This is a genomic window from Bacillus lumedeiriae (assembly GCF_044891285.1).
Lineage (GTDB): Bacteria > Bacillota > Bacilli > Bacillales > Domibacillaceae > Pseudobacillus > Pseudobacillus lumedeiriae.
Window position 1 is genome coordinate 1 of record NZ_JAUIYO010000026.1, and the last position, 15320, is coordinate 15320.

The following is a 15320-nucleotide window of genomic DNA, read 5'->3' on the forward strand; positions in this document are numbered from 1 at the left end:
GCCGCCAGCGTTCGTCCTGAGCCAGGATCAAACTCTCCAAAAAGATGTTTGACTTGCTCAATTGTTTTAAATAAGAATTAACTTACTGGCATGTATTTTGTTCAGTTTTCAAAGATCAATTTCATCACCCTGTCATTGCGACAAGAATTTAATAATAACACTTTAATAGATTAAAAGTCAATAAGTTTTTTTCAAAAATGTTATTTTCAAAATCGCTGTTTTCAACGACGGAAGAACAATATAACATGTTTTAAAATACATAGTCAACAGGATTAAAAAAGAATGTTACTTAACAATATTCAGAATACTTATCCAAGTTTAAGAACTGCTTCACCTATCGTTAAATTAAGTCTAACAATGATAGAGTTTCAAAATTATTTGGATAAATGAAATGTTCCCACTTACTTTATATGAGATGACTCAAACAAGGCAAAATAAACACACTTGTAAAAAACACCCGTACACCTAGTAATAAGTGAACGGGCAAGCTTTTCATAAGCAGGACATAACCTAAGCATTATCCTTTAAACAACCTCTTATCAATCTAGAATCCCGTATAACCCAACTCCGCAGAAATACGTAAAGCGGTTTCCTTTGTCTTTTCTTTGACCATTCCTTCAAGCTTGTCATCGATCCTTGCCTCTGGTCCGCTAACGTTCAATGCAGCTACTACTTCTTTCGTATAGTCGCGGATTGGATAAGAAATACCAATCGTCCCCAGGTTCTGTTCTCCGCGACTCACCGCATAACCTTGTTCTTTTATCTGTCGAATTTCCTCTTTTAACATGTCAGCATTTTCAACTGTATGTTCAGTCAACTTTTTAAATGTCATTTTTTCAATAAGAGCTTGTCTTTCCTCTTCAGGCAAATATGAAAGCAATAGTTTCGGTCCTGATCCGCTGTAAAGTTCGGATCTTTTTCCAACACGAGTATAAAGGCGAACAGCCTGATTCGTCTCCACCTTTTCAATATATACCGCTTCATCTCTATCTAATATAACTAAGTGCACTACTTCATCAATGTCAGCGGACAATTCTCTCATCAGCGGCAGCGCAATAGAGCGCAGCTCAAGATGTTCAGCAACTAAGCTGCCTAAATCAAGTAATTTTAGCCCTAAGCGATAACGAACGTCTTGATTATTATTTTTTATTTTCGTTAAAAACCCACACTCTTCTAACGAAGAAAGCAAACGATAAGCTGTCGGTTTTGCCATACCCGATTTTTCCGCTAATTCACTGAGAGTCAATTCCTTTTTATCCTTCGAAAAAAGATCAAGCAACCCTAATGCTTTTATTACACTCTGATTCATTGTGCCCCTCCAACCTATATCTTCTAATTAATTAGTATAAAAAACGAGGTCTCATTAACCATGATAATTCAAGATCCTACATATTTATATGTTTACATATAGCAGAGTACCATTAAACAAAATATTCTGAAAGTGCATTGCCCTTATGTTTATCCTATGTTAATATCATAATATCAAAAATGAAATGGTGTTTCAATAAATGAAACATAGTGAGGAGAGATGGAAAATGCGCAAATCTGGTGGTCATTTAGTGGTAGATGTATTAGAGCAGGTAAAAGTAGACAAGGTATTTTGTGTTCCTGGCGAAAGCTACCTTGGAGTATTGGACGGTCTTTATAATCATGAAAGTATTGAGCTGATTTCTACACGCCATGAAGGTGGAGCATCTTTTATGGCTGAAGCCTATGCAAAAGCTTCTGGAAAAGTTGGAGTTTGTATGGCTACACGTGGGGTAGGAGCGGCAAACCTTTCAATCGGACTTCATACAGCAATGCAAGATTCTACTCCTATGGTTGCTTTTCTTGGGCAAGTTGAACGTGATTACATGGGGAAAGAGGCATTCCAAGAAGTTGATTTAGCAGCCTTCTTTGGCCACATTTGCAAGTGGACGGTAGAAATCCAAGATGCAAAACGTATTCCCGAATTAGTTACACGTGCCTTCCACGTTGCTACATCAGGAAGACCTGGCCCTGTAGTAGTATCTTTGCCTCACGATATGTTGGAAGATGTAGTCGAAGTGCAGCAGGATAACTACCGCATCGCTCAAGCAGCTGCTCCTGAGGCAAACAAGGAAAGTGTCAAAGAAGCTCTTCAAATGATCGCAAAAGCCAAAAATCCGATCGTTATTGCGGGTGGCGGAGTAACCGCTTCCAATTCAACTGACCTATTAGTAGAACTAGCCGAAAAGCTTCAATTACCAGTTGCTACGGCCTTTAGAAGATATGACGCATTTCCAAACAGCCACCCTTCTTATGCCGGTTGGTTAGGATTCGGACCTAGTAAAGATTTGCTTGAATACATATACGAATCCGACCTAGTCATTGCACTTGGTACACGTTTTTCTCAAGTATCTACTCAAGATTACTCACTTTTAAAGCCTGGGGTGGATTTAATACACGTTGACATTTCACCAGACACAATCGGAAAAGTATATGCTTCCTCTCTTTCAATCGTATCGGACGTTAAGTCATTCCTAACAAGCTTAAAAGAGATTGTTTCGGAATATGAGAATAACTCTGATCGCGGCGAGATCGTTCAACAACTTCATAACAAGTATCTGGAGTTCTCTACTCCACCGAAAGAGTATTCCGATGAATTTGTTGACTTAGATGGAATGCTTCATGATTTTACTCAGCACATTCCAAAGAATGCGGTCATTACAAGTGATGCGGGCAACTTCTTTGGATGGATTTCTAAGTATTATCGTTTTGATCAGCCTAAAACATATATCGGCCCTACCTCTGGAGCAATGGGATATGGTCTTCCAGCTGCACTCGGAGCCAAACTTGCCTGTCCTGATCAACCTGTCATTTCCTTTTCAGGAGACGGTGGATTTATGATGACTATGCAAGAACTGGAGACTTCTGTTCGCTATAACATCCCTGTTATCGCTATTGTCGTAAATAATAACTTGTACGGTACGATCCGTACTCATCAGGAAAAACATTTCCCTGATCGTGTAGTAGGTACTGAATTAACCAATCCAAACTTTGCGAAACTAGCAGAAGTCTTTGGATGCAACGGCGAACAAGTGAAAAGAAATGAAGATTTTATACCTGCGTTGCAGCGAGCCATCGCTTCCGGAAAAACAACTTTAATTGAAGTACAAACAGATCCAGAAATTCTTTCCGTAAATCAAGTAAAACAGCAAAAAGTAAATGCTTAATTAAACAACAGAAAAGCCTTTCAATGTCTTATTCGAAAGGCTTTTTTACCTTATGCTAATAAATTTGGAGGCGAGATAAAAATGAAAGAAACAGTAAAAGCAGAGTATCGTTCAAAGAGAGTTTCCCAGATACCTCCTTACGTTTTTTCTACTATTAATAAAAAGAAGGCAGAACTTAAAAAGAAAGGGGTAGACATTATTGATCTCGGCATAGGCGATCCGGACCTATCCACCCCATCGCACATTGTAGAAAAATTAAAAGACGAGCTAGGAGATCCAGCAAACTTTAAATATCCCAACTATGGTGGAATACCAGAATTAAGACAGGCAATTGCTGATTTCTATAAAACTCGTTATGGCGTGGATCTTGATTCGGATAGTGAAGTTCTCGTTTTAATCGGTTCCAAAGAAGGGATTGCTCATTTAGTTCCTGCCCTTATCGATCCAGGAGAGACTGTATTAACACCTGATCCTGGTTATGGTGTCTATCGTACAGCGATCCAGCTGGCAAACGGTGTGCCTCATAGTATGCCTTTAACGAAGTCATTGGATTTTAAACCGGATTTTGATGCGATTCCAGAAGATGTCCTGGAACAAGCTAAGCTGATGTTTTTAAACTACCCTGGGAATCCTACATCAGCAACAGTGGATGTAGATTTTTTTGAAAAGGTAATACATTTTGCGAAAAAGCATCACATTGCCGTAGCACACGATTTCGCGTACAATATGGTCACTTTTGATGGATACAAAGCACCAAGTATTCTTCAAGCGGAAGGCGCAAAGGAGATAGCCGTCGAATTTGGTTCTTTTTCAAAAACATATAATATGACAGGATGGAGAATCGGTTATGTAGTAGGCAACAGCTCTATTATCGAGGCGCTCTCCGTCATCAAAAGCAACACTGATACAAGTCAGTTTATACCTATACAAAAAGCCGCAGCCTTTGCTTTAACAAGTGATCAAAGCTGCGTTGAACAACACAATGATATATATAAGGAACGCATGGACACAATGATCAACGCGCTCAAAGAAATAGGAATCAACGTCCAAGTCCCTCGCGGAAGCTTCTTCATCTGGGCTGAAGTTCCCCATGGATTTAATTCCATGGACTTTGCTGAAATGCTCTTACAAGAGGTCGGAATCGTCGTAACCCCTGGATCTGCCTTCGGTGATGGCGGGGAAGGGTATTTCCGAATCTCCCTCTCTGTTCCAACGGAAAGACTAATAGAAGCAGTTGGACGGTTAAAAAAATACTTTTCAAACCTATAAAAGGAGCACCTGCATCTCCGCCAAATCAAACGGACAGTAATTTACAAAATTACTGTCCGTTATATATTTCTGTTCATTTATCCCCCCCTTGAACTCTTTTTCCCTGTGCAAGCGCATACAAAAAAGACCTAACCCATTTATGGTTAGATCCCTTTGTATTTATAACTATTTCGATGCAACCTTTCGCGTCAACTCTTCAACGGGGTGAATCGTGTGTTTCTTCTCACTTTGGTCTACTACAGCAGCTCCAACGATATCACCCGTGACATTACATGTTGTAAAGACCATGTCTGTTATAACGTTTACTCCCGCTGTGAGCGCTACTATTTCAATAGGAAGCCCTGCCTGAGTAAATACAATAGACATTCCTATTAATCCAGCACCAGGAACTCCCGCAGTTCCGATCGCAGCTAATGTTCCTGCTAAGATAATTCCAACAATCGCTCCAATACTGAGTTCATATCCCACGATATCAGCAGCAAAAACGACACCTACCCCAAAATGTATCGCAGAACCGTTCATATTTACAGTAGCACCTACTGGAAGGGTAAAATTCGCTACCCGCTCACTAATACCAGCTTTATGTGCAGCTTTAATCGTAACTGGAAGCGTTGCTAAACTACTAGATGTAACAAAAGCCGTCACTATGGCTTCACGAGTATTAGTAATGAATTTTATCACAGGTACTCTAAACATTAGAAGTATGATAGGGAAGAGGATAAACATTTGAATACCTACACCTACATACGAAGCAAATACATATTTGGCCAATGCACTTAAAGTATCAAGTCCTTGATTTCCTATTGTTGTAGCAGTGATCCCTAACACACCAATAGGCGCATATTGTAAAATCCCATTAAGGATGCGGAAAGTAACCTCACTTCCAGCCTCCATAAGCTTTAATAAAAGATTACCCCATTCTTTCGTTTGTGCTTCGTGCGAATGTCTCATAAAAGAAACAGCAAATCCTACAATAACGGCCATAAATACAATACTCAAAATATTGCCGTTAGCAAGGGCTTCAAAAATATTAGTTGGAATGATTTGCATCAATACATCGATAAGGGCAGGAGCTTCTGGCACGTCCATACTTGAGTTTTGCGGTAAACTCAGCCCCGAACCCGGATTGATTAATTTAGCGATGCCAATACCCATAAATACAGCTAAAGCAGTTGTTATTATGTAGTATGGAAAAATCTTTCCACCTATACGACCCAATTCCTTTGGATTCGTATTATTTATAGATACAATGATCGAAAATAAGATTAGTGGAACGACCGCCATTTTCAGAAGTTTCAGAAATATATCCCCAAGGGGCGCTAATACTCCCGCTGATGGTCCAAAAATCAACCCTACACCTATTCCCAGTAAAAAACCTGTCGATATCTTTAAAATGAATGATTTGTTAAGATACCATTTCCATAATCCATACATCCATATCCCTCCTATACTTTGTTCATTTTTTAGACTGGGATCATAGCTAATTTAAAGAACACAAATTTCCCATTAGCGTAATTCCCCCTGTTGCTCCCTTCTTCTCATTTCAATTATTGAAACACCATTTCAAATATAATAAAATTATATGATAGCGCTTTACTTTTTTCAATAGTAAAATTAGTCTGCCAATTTAAAATCCCAAATTTTTTTATAAAAGTTATATTTTAACCAGAAAATCCAAGTATTTTGTAAAACAACTCAGTAAAATTCACACGTCTGGTTATTGTCTGTATAGAAAAAATATATTTTCTTAAACATAAAAAGTCCCCTCTCAATCAAGAAAGGGGGCTTCCAATCACTTCTTACTCTTCAATTTCTCCAAAAGATCCTGCACATGATCTCTAGTAACCTTCGTTTCTTCATCCAAAACAGTTACCTTCAAAACCTCATTGCCTTCATCAAGCTCCACAAGAACAACATCGCCCTCATTCACGCCTGCTAACTTATCCAGCTGCACAATAAGCTCTTGCGATTCATCGCCCTTTAAAAGTAATACTCCAACATCACCTTCATAACGATCAAGCGTATATTTAACGCACTTCACTAACCTTCACTCCATTGCTATTAAATAATCTAGCCATGTCGCCGCTGTTATTCCAAATGTTAGCTGTCGTCCATTTTAAATATGTTGGGGGCTGGTGTTTCGCACTCTGTCCAGAGGTAATATAAACCGTTGCGCCTGGCTTCAATACATACCCATCAGGGAAAGTGTATTTCTGATTGCCTTCCACACTCACCAATTGCCATCCAGTCATATTAATATTCGCCTTGCCAAAGTTCTTAATACCAACCTTTTCACCAGCTAAATCTTTAGATACAATTCGTGCATCACCAGTCGTAGGAGTAGGAGCTGGTGTCGGAGTAGGATTAGGTGCTGGAGGTTGAGGAGCCGGCGTTATCGTACCTTGCCATGGCTTCGCCAACACAGAATACGTCTTACCATCTGTCTTAACAACGATATCACCTGATTCAGCCGTAGAATAAAGCTTCGATCCAGCAGCCTTCAATCTGCTAACCACTTCATCCGTCGGGTGGCCATAAGAGTTATCCTTACCATAAGATAAAATCGTTACTGCCGGCTTCACCGCATTCACAAAGGCCTGCGATGTACTAGTCTTCGCTCCATGATGACCAGCTTTCAAAATCGTACTCTTCACATCAAATTTCGTGATCATATCTTCTTCAACCTTCACATCAGCGTCACCTGTCAAAAGGTAACTAACACCGCCATAGGTTAACTTGAGAACAATTGAATTTTCGTTATTATCACTTGCATTACGATCCCCGGAGTTCAGAACCTGGACCTTCAACGCAGGATCAATAGAAAGAGCTTGTCCTGTCTTAGGAACTTCAAACGCAATATTCTTAGTATCAATCAAGCTTAAAAACTCGTGATAAGTCTCTGTAGTATGAACTTTTCCGCTGTCTAAAACCTTCTTAACCGGAATCGACTGTAATACATTAATCAATCCACCGATGTGATCCGCATCAGGATGAGTGGCCACGACTACATCAATAGAAGTAACTCCCGCTTTCTTCAAATAAGCTACAACCTTCTCACCTGCGGAACGCTTGCCGCCATCGACTAAAATCGTCTTTCCATTAGGAGTTTGAATTAATATCGAATCCCCTTGATCTACATCGATAAAATGAGCAAACATCTCTTTCGCCGGCTTGAACTTGTCGTCAAGATAACGAGCCATGAAAGCAGAGAAATGCTGACGCGATAAATTAACACCCGGCTTAAACGATCCATCGCTATAACCAGCTGTAATACCGTTGGCTGCTAACGCTGAAATAGAATCGTGCGCCCAATGATCCGCGCGAACATCCGTAAAAGCAATCGGATAGCTTCCTTTCAAATCATAAGCAAGCGCCAATATCTTGGCCATCTGAGCACGCGTCAAAAAACCTTGAGGATCAAAATACTTCTGACCCTTCGCATTCACCTTACCGTTAATAAAACCTAACTGAACAGCCTTTGCAATCTCCCCATAACGCGGAGTTCCCGGCTTCGCATCAATAAATCCAGGATCAGGAACGTTAGAAAAATCAGTAACACCCTTTTCCCGTAAAATCATCTGCACAGCCTGCAAACGAGTAATAGGATTATCCGGCTTAAAAGTGCCGTCAGGATAACCCATAATAATTCCTTTAGAAGTTAAAAATTCAATCTCACTCTTAAAAGAAGTAACATCTTTAAAACCGCTGTTGGCACTCGCTACCTGAATATTAGCAGCCAGCAAAAACATAGCCATCAACACAGAAAAAATATTCTTAAACAAGCCAAATCCCCCTTTTCACAAATTCCAATCTAATGATAACACTCCAGAAATAACAATAGATATCCAAATAAAACTAAAGGAACGTATGTTCTATTTTAAACGAAAGAGATCCTATTTGAAAGCAAAAAAACAAAAAGTACGGAAAGAATCCTCTCCGCACAATCCATTTTTACATTTCTTTAAACCAGCATTACATCCAATTAATACTAAATCTTTATAATCAAAACCAGGTGAGATAGCACGCGTGGCTATCACAGTATCTGGCGAAGGTGGGGCCGATACTTCTTTGCTGTTCACTTATTTATTTTTATTCTCATTCAATTGTATATCACCGATCTTCTTCATGATAAACTAACCACTAGAATTCAAGAGAAAGGCGACTGACATGGAAGAGAAAAAATATGACCTAACAATCGTTTACGATTACAAAGAACGACCCGATATCGTTTCTGGCCGCTGCGACAATTGCGGGAACGCTCAATTTAAAAGCTCAATGAAAAATACAATTTTCCTCAGAGAATGCCGTGAATGTGGCATGAAGAAAAGTATTTAACCTCCTATACAATAAAAGTTGAGATGATGCCAGGCATTGCCTGGTCTATCCCCCTACTTGATAACAAAAATCCCTTATGCTCTTCTTCCATATTGAAGTCATCGAGAAACTATTCGTAACTATCCCCCATAAGTTATGAGACTTTCAAAACCTCCAAAAAAGCCGATCCTCCTAAGTTAAGAAATTATCACTTACAGCAATACTGCAGAAGCCGTACAAAACAACGGCGAGCCTATTTATACAAATCAAGAACACACTCCTTTTGTACCATATGGTAATATAGTAAATATTAACCAAAAAAATATCAGACCATGGAATTTTAAAACACACAGCTGATAGATCAAGAAAGAGAGGAAGCTGGATGAAAGGCATCTTTTTAGCAATTATAGTCACATTCCTTTTTTTAACCGGATGCAGTAAAGATCCCATTATAAAAGAGGAAAAGGAAGAAGTTAAAAAAACAGAAAATGTAGAGGAAACCTTAGCAACACCTTCGGAATCAAAAGAAGCAGAATCAGAAAAACCTTCCGCCTTGAGTGCTTATTACGACATCGTCGTTGAAATGATCGAACCTCATGGTATTCTGACTGAAGACAATGGAGAAAATCAAGGGCTAGCATATGCTAATTTAATCGACTTTAACGGCGATGATTTACCAGAACTGTACATGATTTCAGCACAGATTACCGATGAATTTCATTACAAAGAAGAAGTATGGACATACAAAAATGACAAGGCGGCCGAAATCTTTTCAAAACAGTATAAGAATGAAGGCAGGAGTGGAGATATTTCCTCACGTTCCATTGCAACAGTAGATTCAAAATCATATTTAGTAGACACAGGCGGCTATTCCGCCGGAAGCCGGGGAAACGATCCAAGTATATCCGAATATCTTCAGAGGCATATTTTCCTATCCTTAGAGGGAACTGCTTTTGTAGAAAAGGACAATGTAATGGCTATAGAACAATACTATGAAGACAGCGACAAACCCCGTATGATATATGAACAGAGAAAAAATGATACAGTGGACGAAATAACAGCAAAAGAATACAAAACAATACTAAAGAAATATAACAGCGACAGCAGCTTAATGCTGATTCTTGATGACACCGGTTCAAAATCGCTTAATTTCGCTGTCTCAAATAATAAAGAAACAATTAAAACATTTCTTCGCTCGCTAGATCCGGGAAAGTTTCCAAAACTGAGCGATGGTATTTCCTCAAGCTTGGAAAAGCCTATGAAAAATATTTATGATGATCTTACAACGGATGAAAAAAGGGACCTTATTGAATACTTGTATCAATTTTCTAATAGCCGCAATATAAACGTCAAGAAAGATGACGGGACTCAAGTGATAGAAGCCATAGCTAACGGCTTATATTATCAGTCGTTCATCGATGTATCCATTGATTCGCTGGAGGATCAATCAATCATCGACGACAGTTTTTCCTATGTCGCATACCCAGCTGACCGGATCAGCGAACTAGCAGAAAAATTGTTTGGTACTGCTGTTGAGCGAAAAGATTACGGGCTGTATGCAAAATATAAAGATGAAATTTTTTATTTGTTGGACGAAGGAACTAATAGAGGTGCCAGCTCTCCCCAGGTAGAGAAGTTTATTTCAATAGGCGACGACCTTTATTATGCGCAATTCACTATCTATGAATTTGAATTTAATGAAAAAGATCCAGAAGAATTAAATTATCTCGCTCCAAAAGAAGTATGGACCGATGCTGAATTCACAGATTCGTATGAATCAGAAAAAGGATATGCAATTTTAAAAGAAGCAGAGCAAGACGGTGAAAAGACATGGCATCTTGTTATATTTGACAGAAACGGAGAAGTATTAAACAGTAAAGAGCTTGAATCATTTTAAAACTATTTCAACAATAATATACCCAAGAACAGACCATCCCATATAAGATGATCTGTTTTTGGACTAACATTTATTATTTACATAACGCTCGTTATCAGTACAGAAAAGAACCCTCATAAACAGATCATTTTTGCTGCCTGTTCAATTAAAGCGAAAATTGATTTAGTATTCAGATACTTATTTTAGTGCTAATACGAGGGTACTATTAGTTTTATTTTGCAAATGTTTTTGATAAACCACGATGAGTTCATCTAACTCTTGACTGCAAAAAAGGGTGTCATAACTATTTAATCCAGTTAACCTTACCGTTTGGACCAATTCCCTTTTTAGTTGATTGATTCTGCTTTCTAAATTGTCCACTTCCATACACACCGGTAATCCTCCTAAAATATGCATTTTATTTTAGGCAACTCAGCCATCATAGTTAAAAAACCTTAGACCTGTAGTTTTGCGTCCTTATTTTTCAATAAGTTTGCCTTTTCTTGTTAAATATTACCGTAATACGATTACTAAATTTGTCGGATTATGTTGTTTCTATTTGAATAATTTTGGTCTCTTTTTTGAATGTTAATGAATGCATGATCTTTAACAATATGACCTTTTAGTTAGATAAGATCTCTAAGCGTCAAATGAATACTCCAAAAATTCCTTATCTCACAAAGAGTTTCATTCTTCATCTCGCTTCTTCTCTATGCAGGATTGTATGCACTGTTGATTTAACAAGGTTTCTGGCCCTCAAATTAGCCTAGTGGCTGCATAAAAAAGTGAGGTTTTATACATTCAGTTAAGCTGTTACTGCAGTAATTTTAGGTGCATCGCAAGAAATGACATCAATAATGTGATTTAAACAGCAAAATTGATAGTGAACAAAATTTGCAGGTAAACATATATCTTCTCTTTCAATCGTGGCTGATTCAATAAAATCCAAGTACTTTGACTTAGTATATATCCGAAAAACTTCTCCCTTTGATATTTCATTGTCATCTAGACAATCAAAACATTCATTGATCACAGAATACGATACATAAAACATCAAAATCTATTTGTATCGGTGACAAATGTTTTATACCTAAACCAACATTGACCTCCTTACTCCTTCCAATAAGTAATCTCAATGAATTATCTTCAGGTTCAAGTAATTTCTCCAAGTAAATATATCCGCTCCAGTCCATCAATTCACAGAAATTCATTGGTTATCAGTCCTCATGTATTTTAAAGGTTTTCAAAACAGCAAAACTTCAGTTAACACAGTAAGCATACCTACAATAAATAAGATGGTAGCCCCTGCGCGCTAACGCTTGCCCACCGCTGCTCGCTCCGAGGCTGTATCCCCTTATTAAGTACAATAAGCTCCCCTATATAATTATTAGGTTTATAATCACTATTTGCTAAATTCAAACACTAAAAGACCCCCAGTACGGGGGCAAGCAAAGTAAGGAGTAGAGCCTCTGACCCTCTAAACGCGAGCAAGCAGGCTAACGCCTATAATATAAGGGCGACACACCATGAGACACTTTTATCATAGTTGTTTCAACAAACGATAAAGATGGGATCGATGCACGCCTAATAGCTTAGCCAACTCAGCTTTCGTTGCTTTAGGATGTCTCTCTATCGCTTGCTGCAGCTGCCATAGTTTATCCTCAGTCTTATCTTTCTGCTGCTCTAAATACTCCTCACGCGCAACAACGCCCTGCTCACGACGCTTTTCTGTCACACGCTTCTTATCACGCACTCTCTTACGTCTGCGCTTCTCATTGCCATCAATGATCGTCCGTAAGTGTTCCTGTTCCTCTGTCGTGATCTCCAGCCATTTAATAATCGTTGCATTCTTTAAATTGTATCCAGCGCCAGGATAGCCCTTGGCGATCGCTTCTTCATTTGCCTTCGCATCACTCTTCGCGATCCATGCCTTTTCTGCACTCCTAGTCGCTCGTATAACCTCGCGTTCTGGCAAAGGCTCTTTAAACTCGCTATTAAACTCTAGCATCTGTTCCAAGGCATCTGCTGTATCATCCGTCAAACAGCAGCTCCAATACCGGTATAAAAAGCAAAATAACTCCCGATGCCCCTGCACATCATAATCCCGTAAGTGTACTAACCGAACCAAATCTAGCAGCCTGGAGTAATGCAAATTACGCACGTTATGTAAATGAACAATCTTGGGCTTACGTCCAGGCTTCTTAGGCTGCGCCGGGGCCAGCTCCGGCAAGTAATCCCCCTGCAAATCACGCAATACATACCGGTAATCATGCCGATACTGCACGACTACCTCTTGTCCGTTTTTCGAATTAACCGAACCAGCAACCCGAAACACTCGCGTCGCATCAATAGACTTCGTATCTGCTCCGACGTACTGCAGCTGCTCGCAAAAGTAATTCTGGATCGCCTGCCACAAAGGCAACGCCTTATAAGGTACAGGCTCTAACATCCATATACAAACCAGCCCGCGACCCGAAAAAATAATAATATTCGGATTCGGCAAAGTCTCTTGGAAAATCTCTAAATCTAGCTTCCCAACAACCCAAGCCGGATCGAAATTCAACAGATGACAATCCACGTCCACGTATAACGCCCGTAATTGCCTTATATTCTCGATTCGCCGCTGCGGCTTATAAAATGTATTCTGACTAAAATAAACGTCCTCACCGAGCCACTCAGACATCTCTGAAGCTAACTGTTCTGGTCTATAGTGATACTGCTTCCACGCCCCCGACTTTTCCTTTCTCGCGAGAGTGATCCATCCATCTGCTTGTTTGTGATGAAAAAGAACGTGTCCTTTCGCCCGATCAAGAGACGTTTCCTCCAATTTTAAATTTTCCATAAAAAAATCCTCCACTAAATGAAGGACATTCGCATCGATATATGATAAAATAAACCCACAAACCTTATATCGAGGGAGTAATCCTTCAAACTTCTCGAAAAATCCCTGGAGCGGCCAAACTCATATAGGGATTTTTCTTATTTTATTTTTAAAATAGCCAACTACTATTCTTCCACTCCTAAAACCATATCCATTACTTTTATTGACGTTAAAAGATGATCCTTATCGCTTAAATCTGTGTAATCATTAGCAGCCAGCTTTAAGTATCCACCTTTCAAAGCCATTAATTCTTTTTGGGGTAAGCTTTTAAAGTAAATGATCTGAGACAATTGCTCTCCGCTTTTGCCCTTACAACCACATGAACTCCCTATCCAATACCTCGACGGCTTTAACTCTATAAAACTGCCATCATCAACAAAAGAATGACAAAAATCACATCTAGGCAACTAATTTCCTCCTTTTATTCCGCGATATACGCCTGCTGATGAACAAACGTTAGTGGACATATATAAGAGGAATCTTCAAAACTTAAATCTATTGTATCAAAATTAATGGATTTATTCTCAAGGGGAGCAAAAAAAATGTAAGATTTTAAAAAAGGTAATATAGCGGGGTAGAAATGAGTAAAAGAACCTAAGTCTCATTACCTAATCATTTCGACAAGATTCTTTTTTCTCCTTCAATAATTTCAAATATTTTGTAACATTTTTCGAAAGCTTGATTCTTCCTTGAATGTGCTACACCTTCCCCTTGTTTTGGGGTGCGAGGTTGGCTGAAAATTACCTTCATAAAACAATTAACTGCCAATCGAAGCTTGAGCGCTTTTTGGCGGTAAAATGAAAAAGCCAAGCCGCTCCCAACGTTCCTCGTTTTGGGTCTGCTCGGTTTGGCAGCAATCCAGCACCGACAAAAATTGATCCAAGCAAGGGGGAAAGGGTGGAGATTTTTTGAACGATCTTCTCAAAAAATACTACCCGTACCTTGATTGGATCAAAGCGGTCTTGATATCAATTAATCTTCTACCTCTCCAGCGCCTGGCTTCGGAGCTTGCGCCGGAGCGTGAGCGGAGGCCCTTAGCGGAGAAGACAGGTGCGACTTCCTTTCTTCTCTTACAAATAAATGTTTCTTCTTTTATTTTTTTCTTCTTTTCAACGAATAAACTTTTCTTCTTTCCAATAAAGGTTTATTCGTTCTTTCTACATAAAGATATGAAGTATTAACGGATGACCTTGGAGCCCGTGCTGGAGCAGTAGCGGAGGCGTGAGCGGAAAGGGCATCCATGGTTTCTTTGTCGATAACTCTTTGGATATATGCTCTTATAAAATAAAGCAATCAACGGTTCGCAGAACGGTTGATTGCTTCCTTCCTCCCCCGAATATGCCCTCAAAAGACTTCCCTGAATGTAGCATCTGCCTTTGGAGCTAGCGCTGGAACGGCAGTGGAAGCCTGAGCGGAAAAGACAGATGCTGCTTCTCTGCAAATAGCTTCCTCGAATATGCTTGCAAAGAGCCGATCGGCTTGTTCTACCTTTAAAAGCTAGACTCTATTTAAAAGCGGAGCAGGATATGGCCAGTCGGAAATGTACGGAGTGTTTCCGACTGGCCATGACCTGCACAGCGTTTATATCGAGCATAGCTATTCACTCTAGAACTTTCCGACTGGCTCTATGCAGCTCCACTTGTAGAAACTATTTGCAGTGTAGCAGCATCTGACTTTTCTCCTCTCGCTTCCAGCGCCGTTGAAGCGCCAGCTTCAAGAGAAGCAGCTACATTCTGTTCAGCTATGGGTTGGCATGTTGGTGGGGCGCGAGATGCAATTGCAGATG

General features: G+C 39.5%; 11 protein-coding genes and 1 riboswitch. Of the genes, 4 read left to right on the forward strand and 7 right to left on the reverse strand.

Translation table 11 applies throughout. From position 1 onward, the window contains the following. Positions 1–544: 544 nt before the first annotated feature. Entirely contained in the window at positions 545–1309 is a 765-nt protein-coding gene (locus tag QYG89_RS16515; RefSeq protein WP_404319250.1) for an IclR family transcriptional regulator, read from the reverse strand. A gap of 226 nt (positions 1310–1535) precedes the next feature. Here QYG89_RS16515 and QYG89_RS16520 point away from each other — a divergent pair, with 226 nt between their 5' ends. Together QYG89_RS16520 and QYG89_RS16525 are read left to right on the forward strand one after the other, a co-directional pair. Next, entirely contained in the window at positions 1536–3194 is a 1659-nt protein-coding gene (locus QYG89_RS16520) for a thiamine pyrophosphate-dependent enzyme (protein WP_404319252.1), read from the forward strand. An 81-nt stretch (positions 3195–3275) separates the two neighbouring features. Beyond that, a complete protein-coding gene (locus QYG89_RS16525) occupies positions 3276–4463 on the forward strand; it encodes an LL-diaminopimelate aminotransferase (protein ID WP_404319253.1) in 1188 nt (395 codons plus the stop codon). A 165-nt stretch (positions 4464–4628) separates the two neighbouring features. Here the strand turns inward: QYG89_RS16525 and QYG89_RS16530 are convergent, their stop codons facing one another. From QYG89_RS16530 to QYG89_RS16540, 3 genes are all read right to left on the reverse strand, one after another. Next, positions 4629–5897 (reverse strand): dicarboxylate/amino acid:cation symporter, encoded by a 1269-nt coding sequence (locus QYG89_RS16530; protein ID WP_404319255.1) that lies wholly within the window; start codon positions 5895–5897, stop codon positions 4629–4631. Positions 5898–6255: 358 nt separating this feature from the next. Further along, the gene (locus QYG89_RS16535) at positions 6256–6504 is read right to left on the reverse strand and encodes a DUF3006 domain-containing protein (RefSeq protein WP_404319258.1); all 249 of its coding nucleotides are present in this window, start codon (positions 6502–6504) and stop codon (positions 6256–6258) included. Beyond that, positions 6491–8245 (reverse strand): S-layer homology domain-containing protein, encoded by a 1755-nt coding sequence (locus QYG89_RS16540; RefSeq protein WP_404319261.1) that lies wholly within the window; start codon positions 8243–8245, stop codon positions 6491–6493. The genes QYG89_RS16535 and QYG89_RS16540 overlap by 14 nt, the downstream gene beginning before the upstream one ends. 385 nt (positions 8246–8630) lie before the next feature. Between QYG89_RS16540 and QYG89_RS16545 the strand changes: the two genes are divergently transcribed. Both QYG89_RS16545 and QYG89_RS16550 read left to right on the forward strand, forming a co-directional pair. Further along, on the forward strand, positions 8631–8798 hold the full coding sequence (locus QYG89_RS16545) for a hypothetical protein (protein ID WP_404319263.1): 168 nt from the start codon (positions 8631–8633) through the stop codon (positions 8796–8798). 361 nt (positions 8799–9159) lie between these two features. Then, a complete protein-coding gene (locus QYG89_RS16550) occupies positions 9160–10674 on the forward strand; it encodes a hypothetical protein (protein WP_404319265.1) in 1515 nt (504 codons plus the stop codon). 177 nt (positions 10675–10851) lie between these two features. Here QYG89_RS16550 and QYG89_RS16555 read toward each other — a convergent pair whose 3' ends face one another. From QYG89_RS16555 to QYG89_RS16565, 3 genes are all read right to left on the reverse strand, one after another. Further along, positions 10852–11040, reverse strand: coding sequence for a Spo0E family sporulation regulatory protein-aspartic acid phosphatase (locus QYG89_RS16555; protein ID WP_404319270.1), 189 nt, complete (start codon positions 11038–11040; stop codon positions 10852–10854). 36 nt (positions 11041–11076) lie between these two features. After that, positions 11077–11161: riboswitch (cyclic di-GMP riboswitch) on the reverse strand. Positions 11162–12193: 1032 nt separating this feature from the next. After that, complete coding sequence (locus tag QYG89_RS16560) at positions 12194–13495, reverse strand: replication protein (protein ID WP_404319266.1); 1302 nt, start codon at positions 13493–13495, stop codon at positions 12194–12196. Between the two features lie 164 nt (positions 13496–13659). Then, entirely contained in the window at positions 13660–13941 is a 282-nt protein-coding gene (locus tag QYG89_RS16565) for a hypothetical protein (protein WP_404319268.1), read from the reverse strand. Between the last annotated feature and the right edge of the window lie 1379 nt (positions 13942–15320).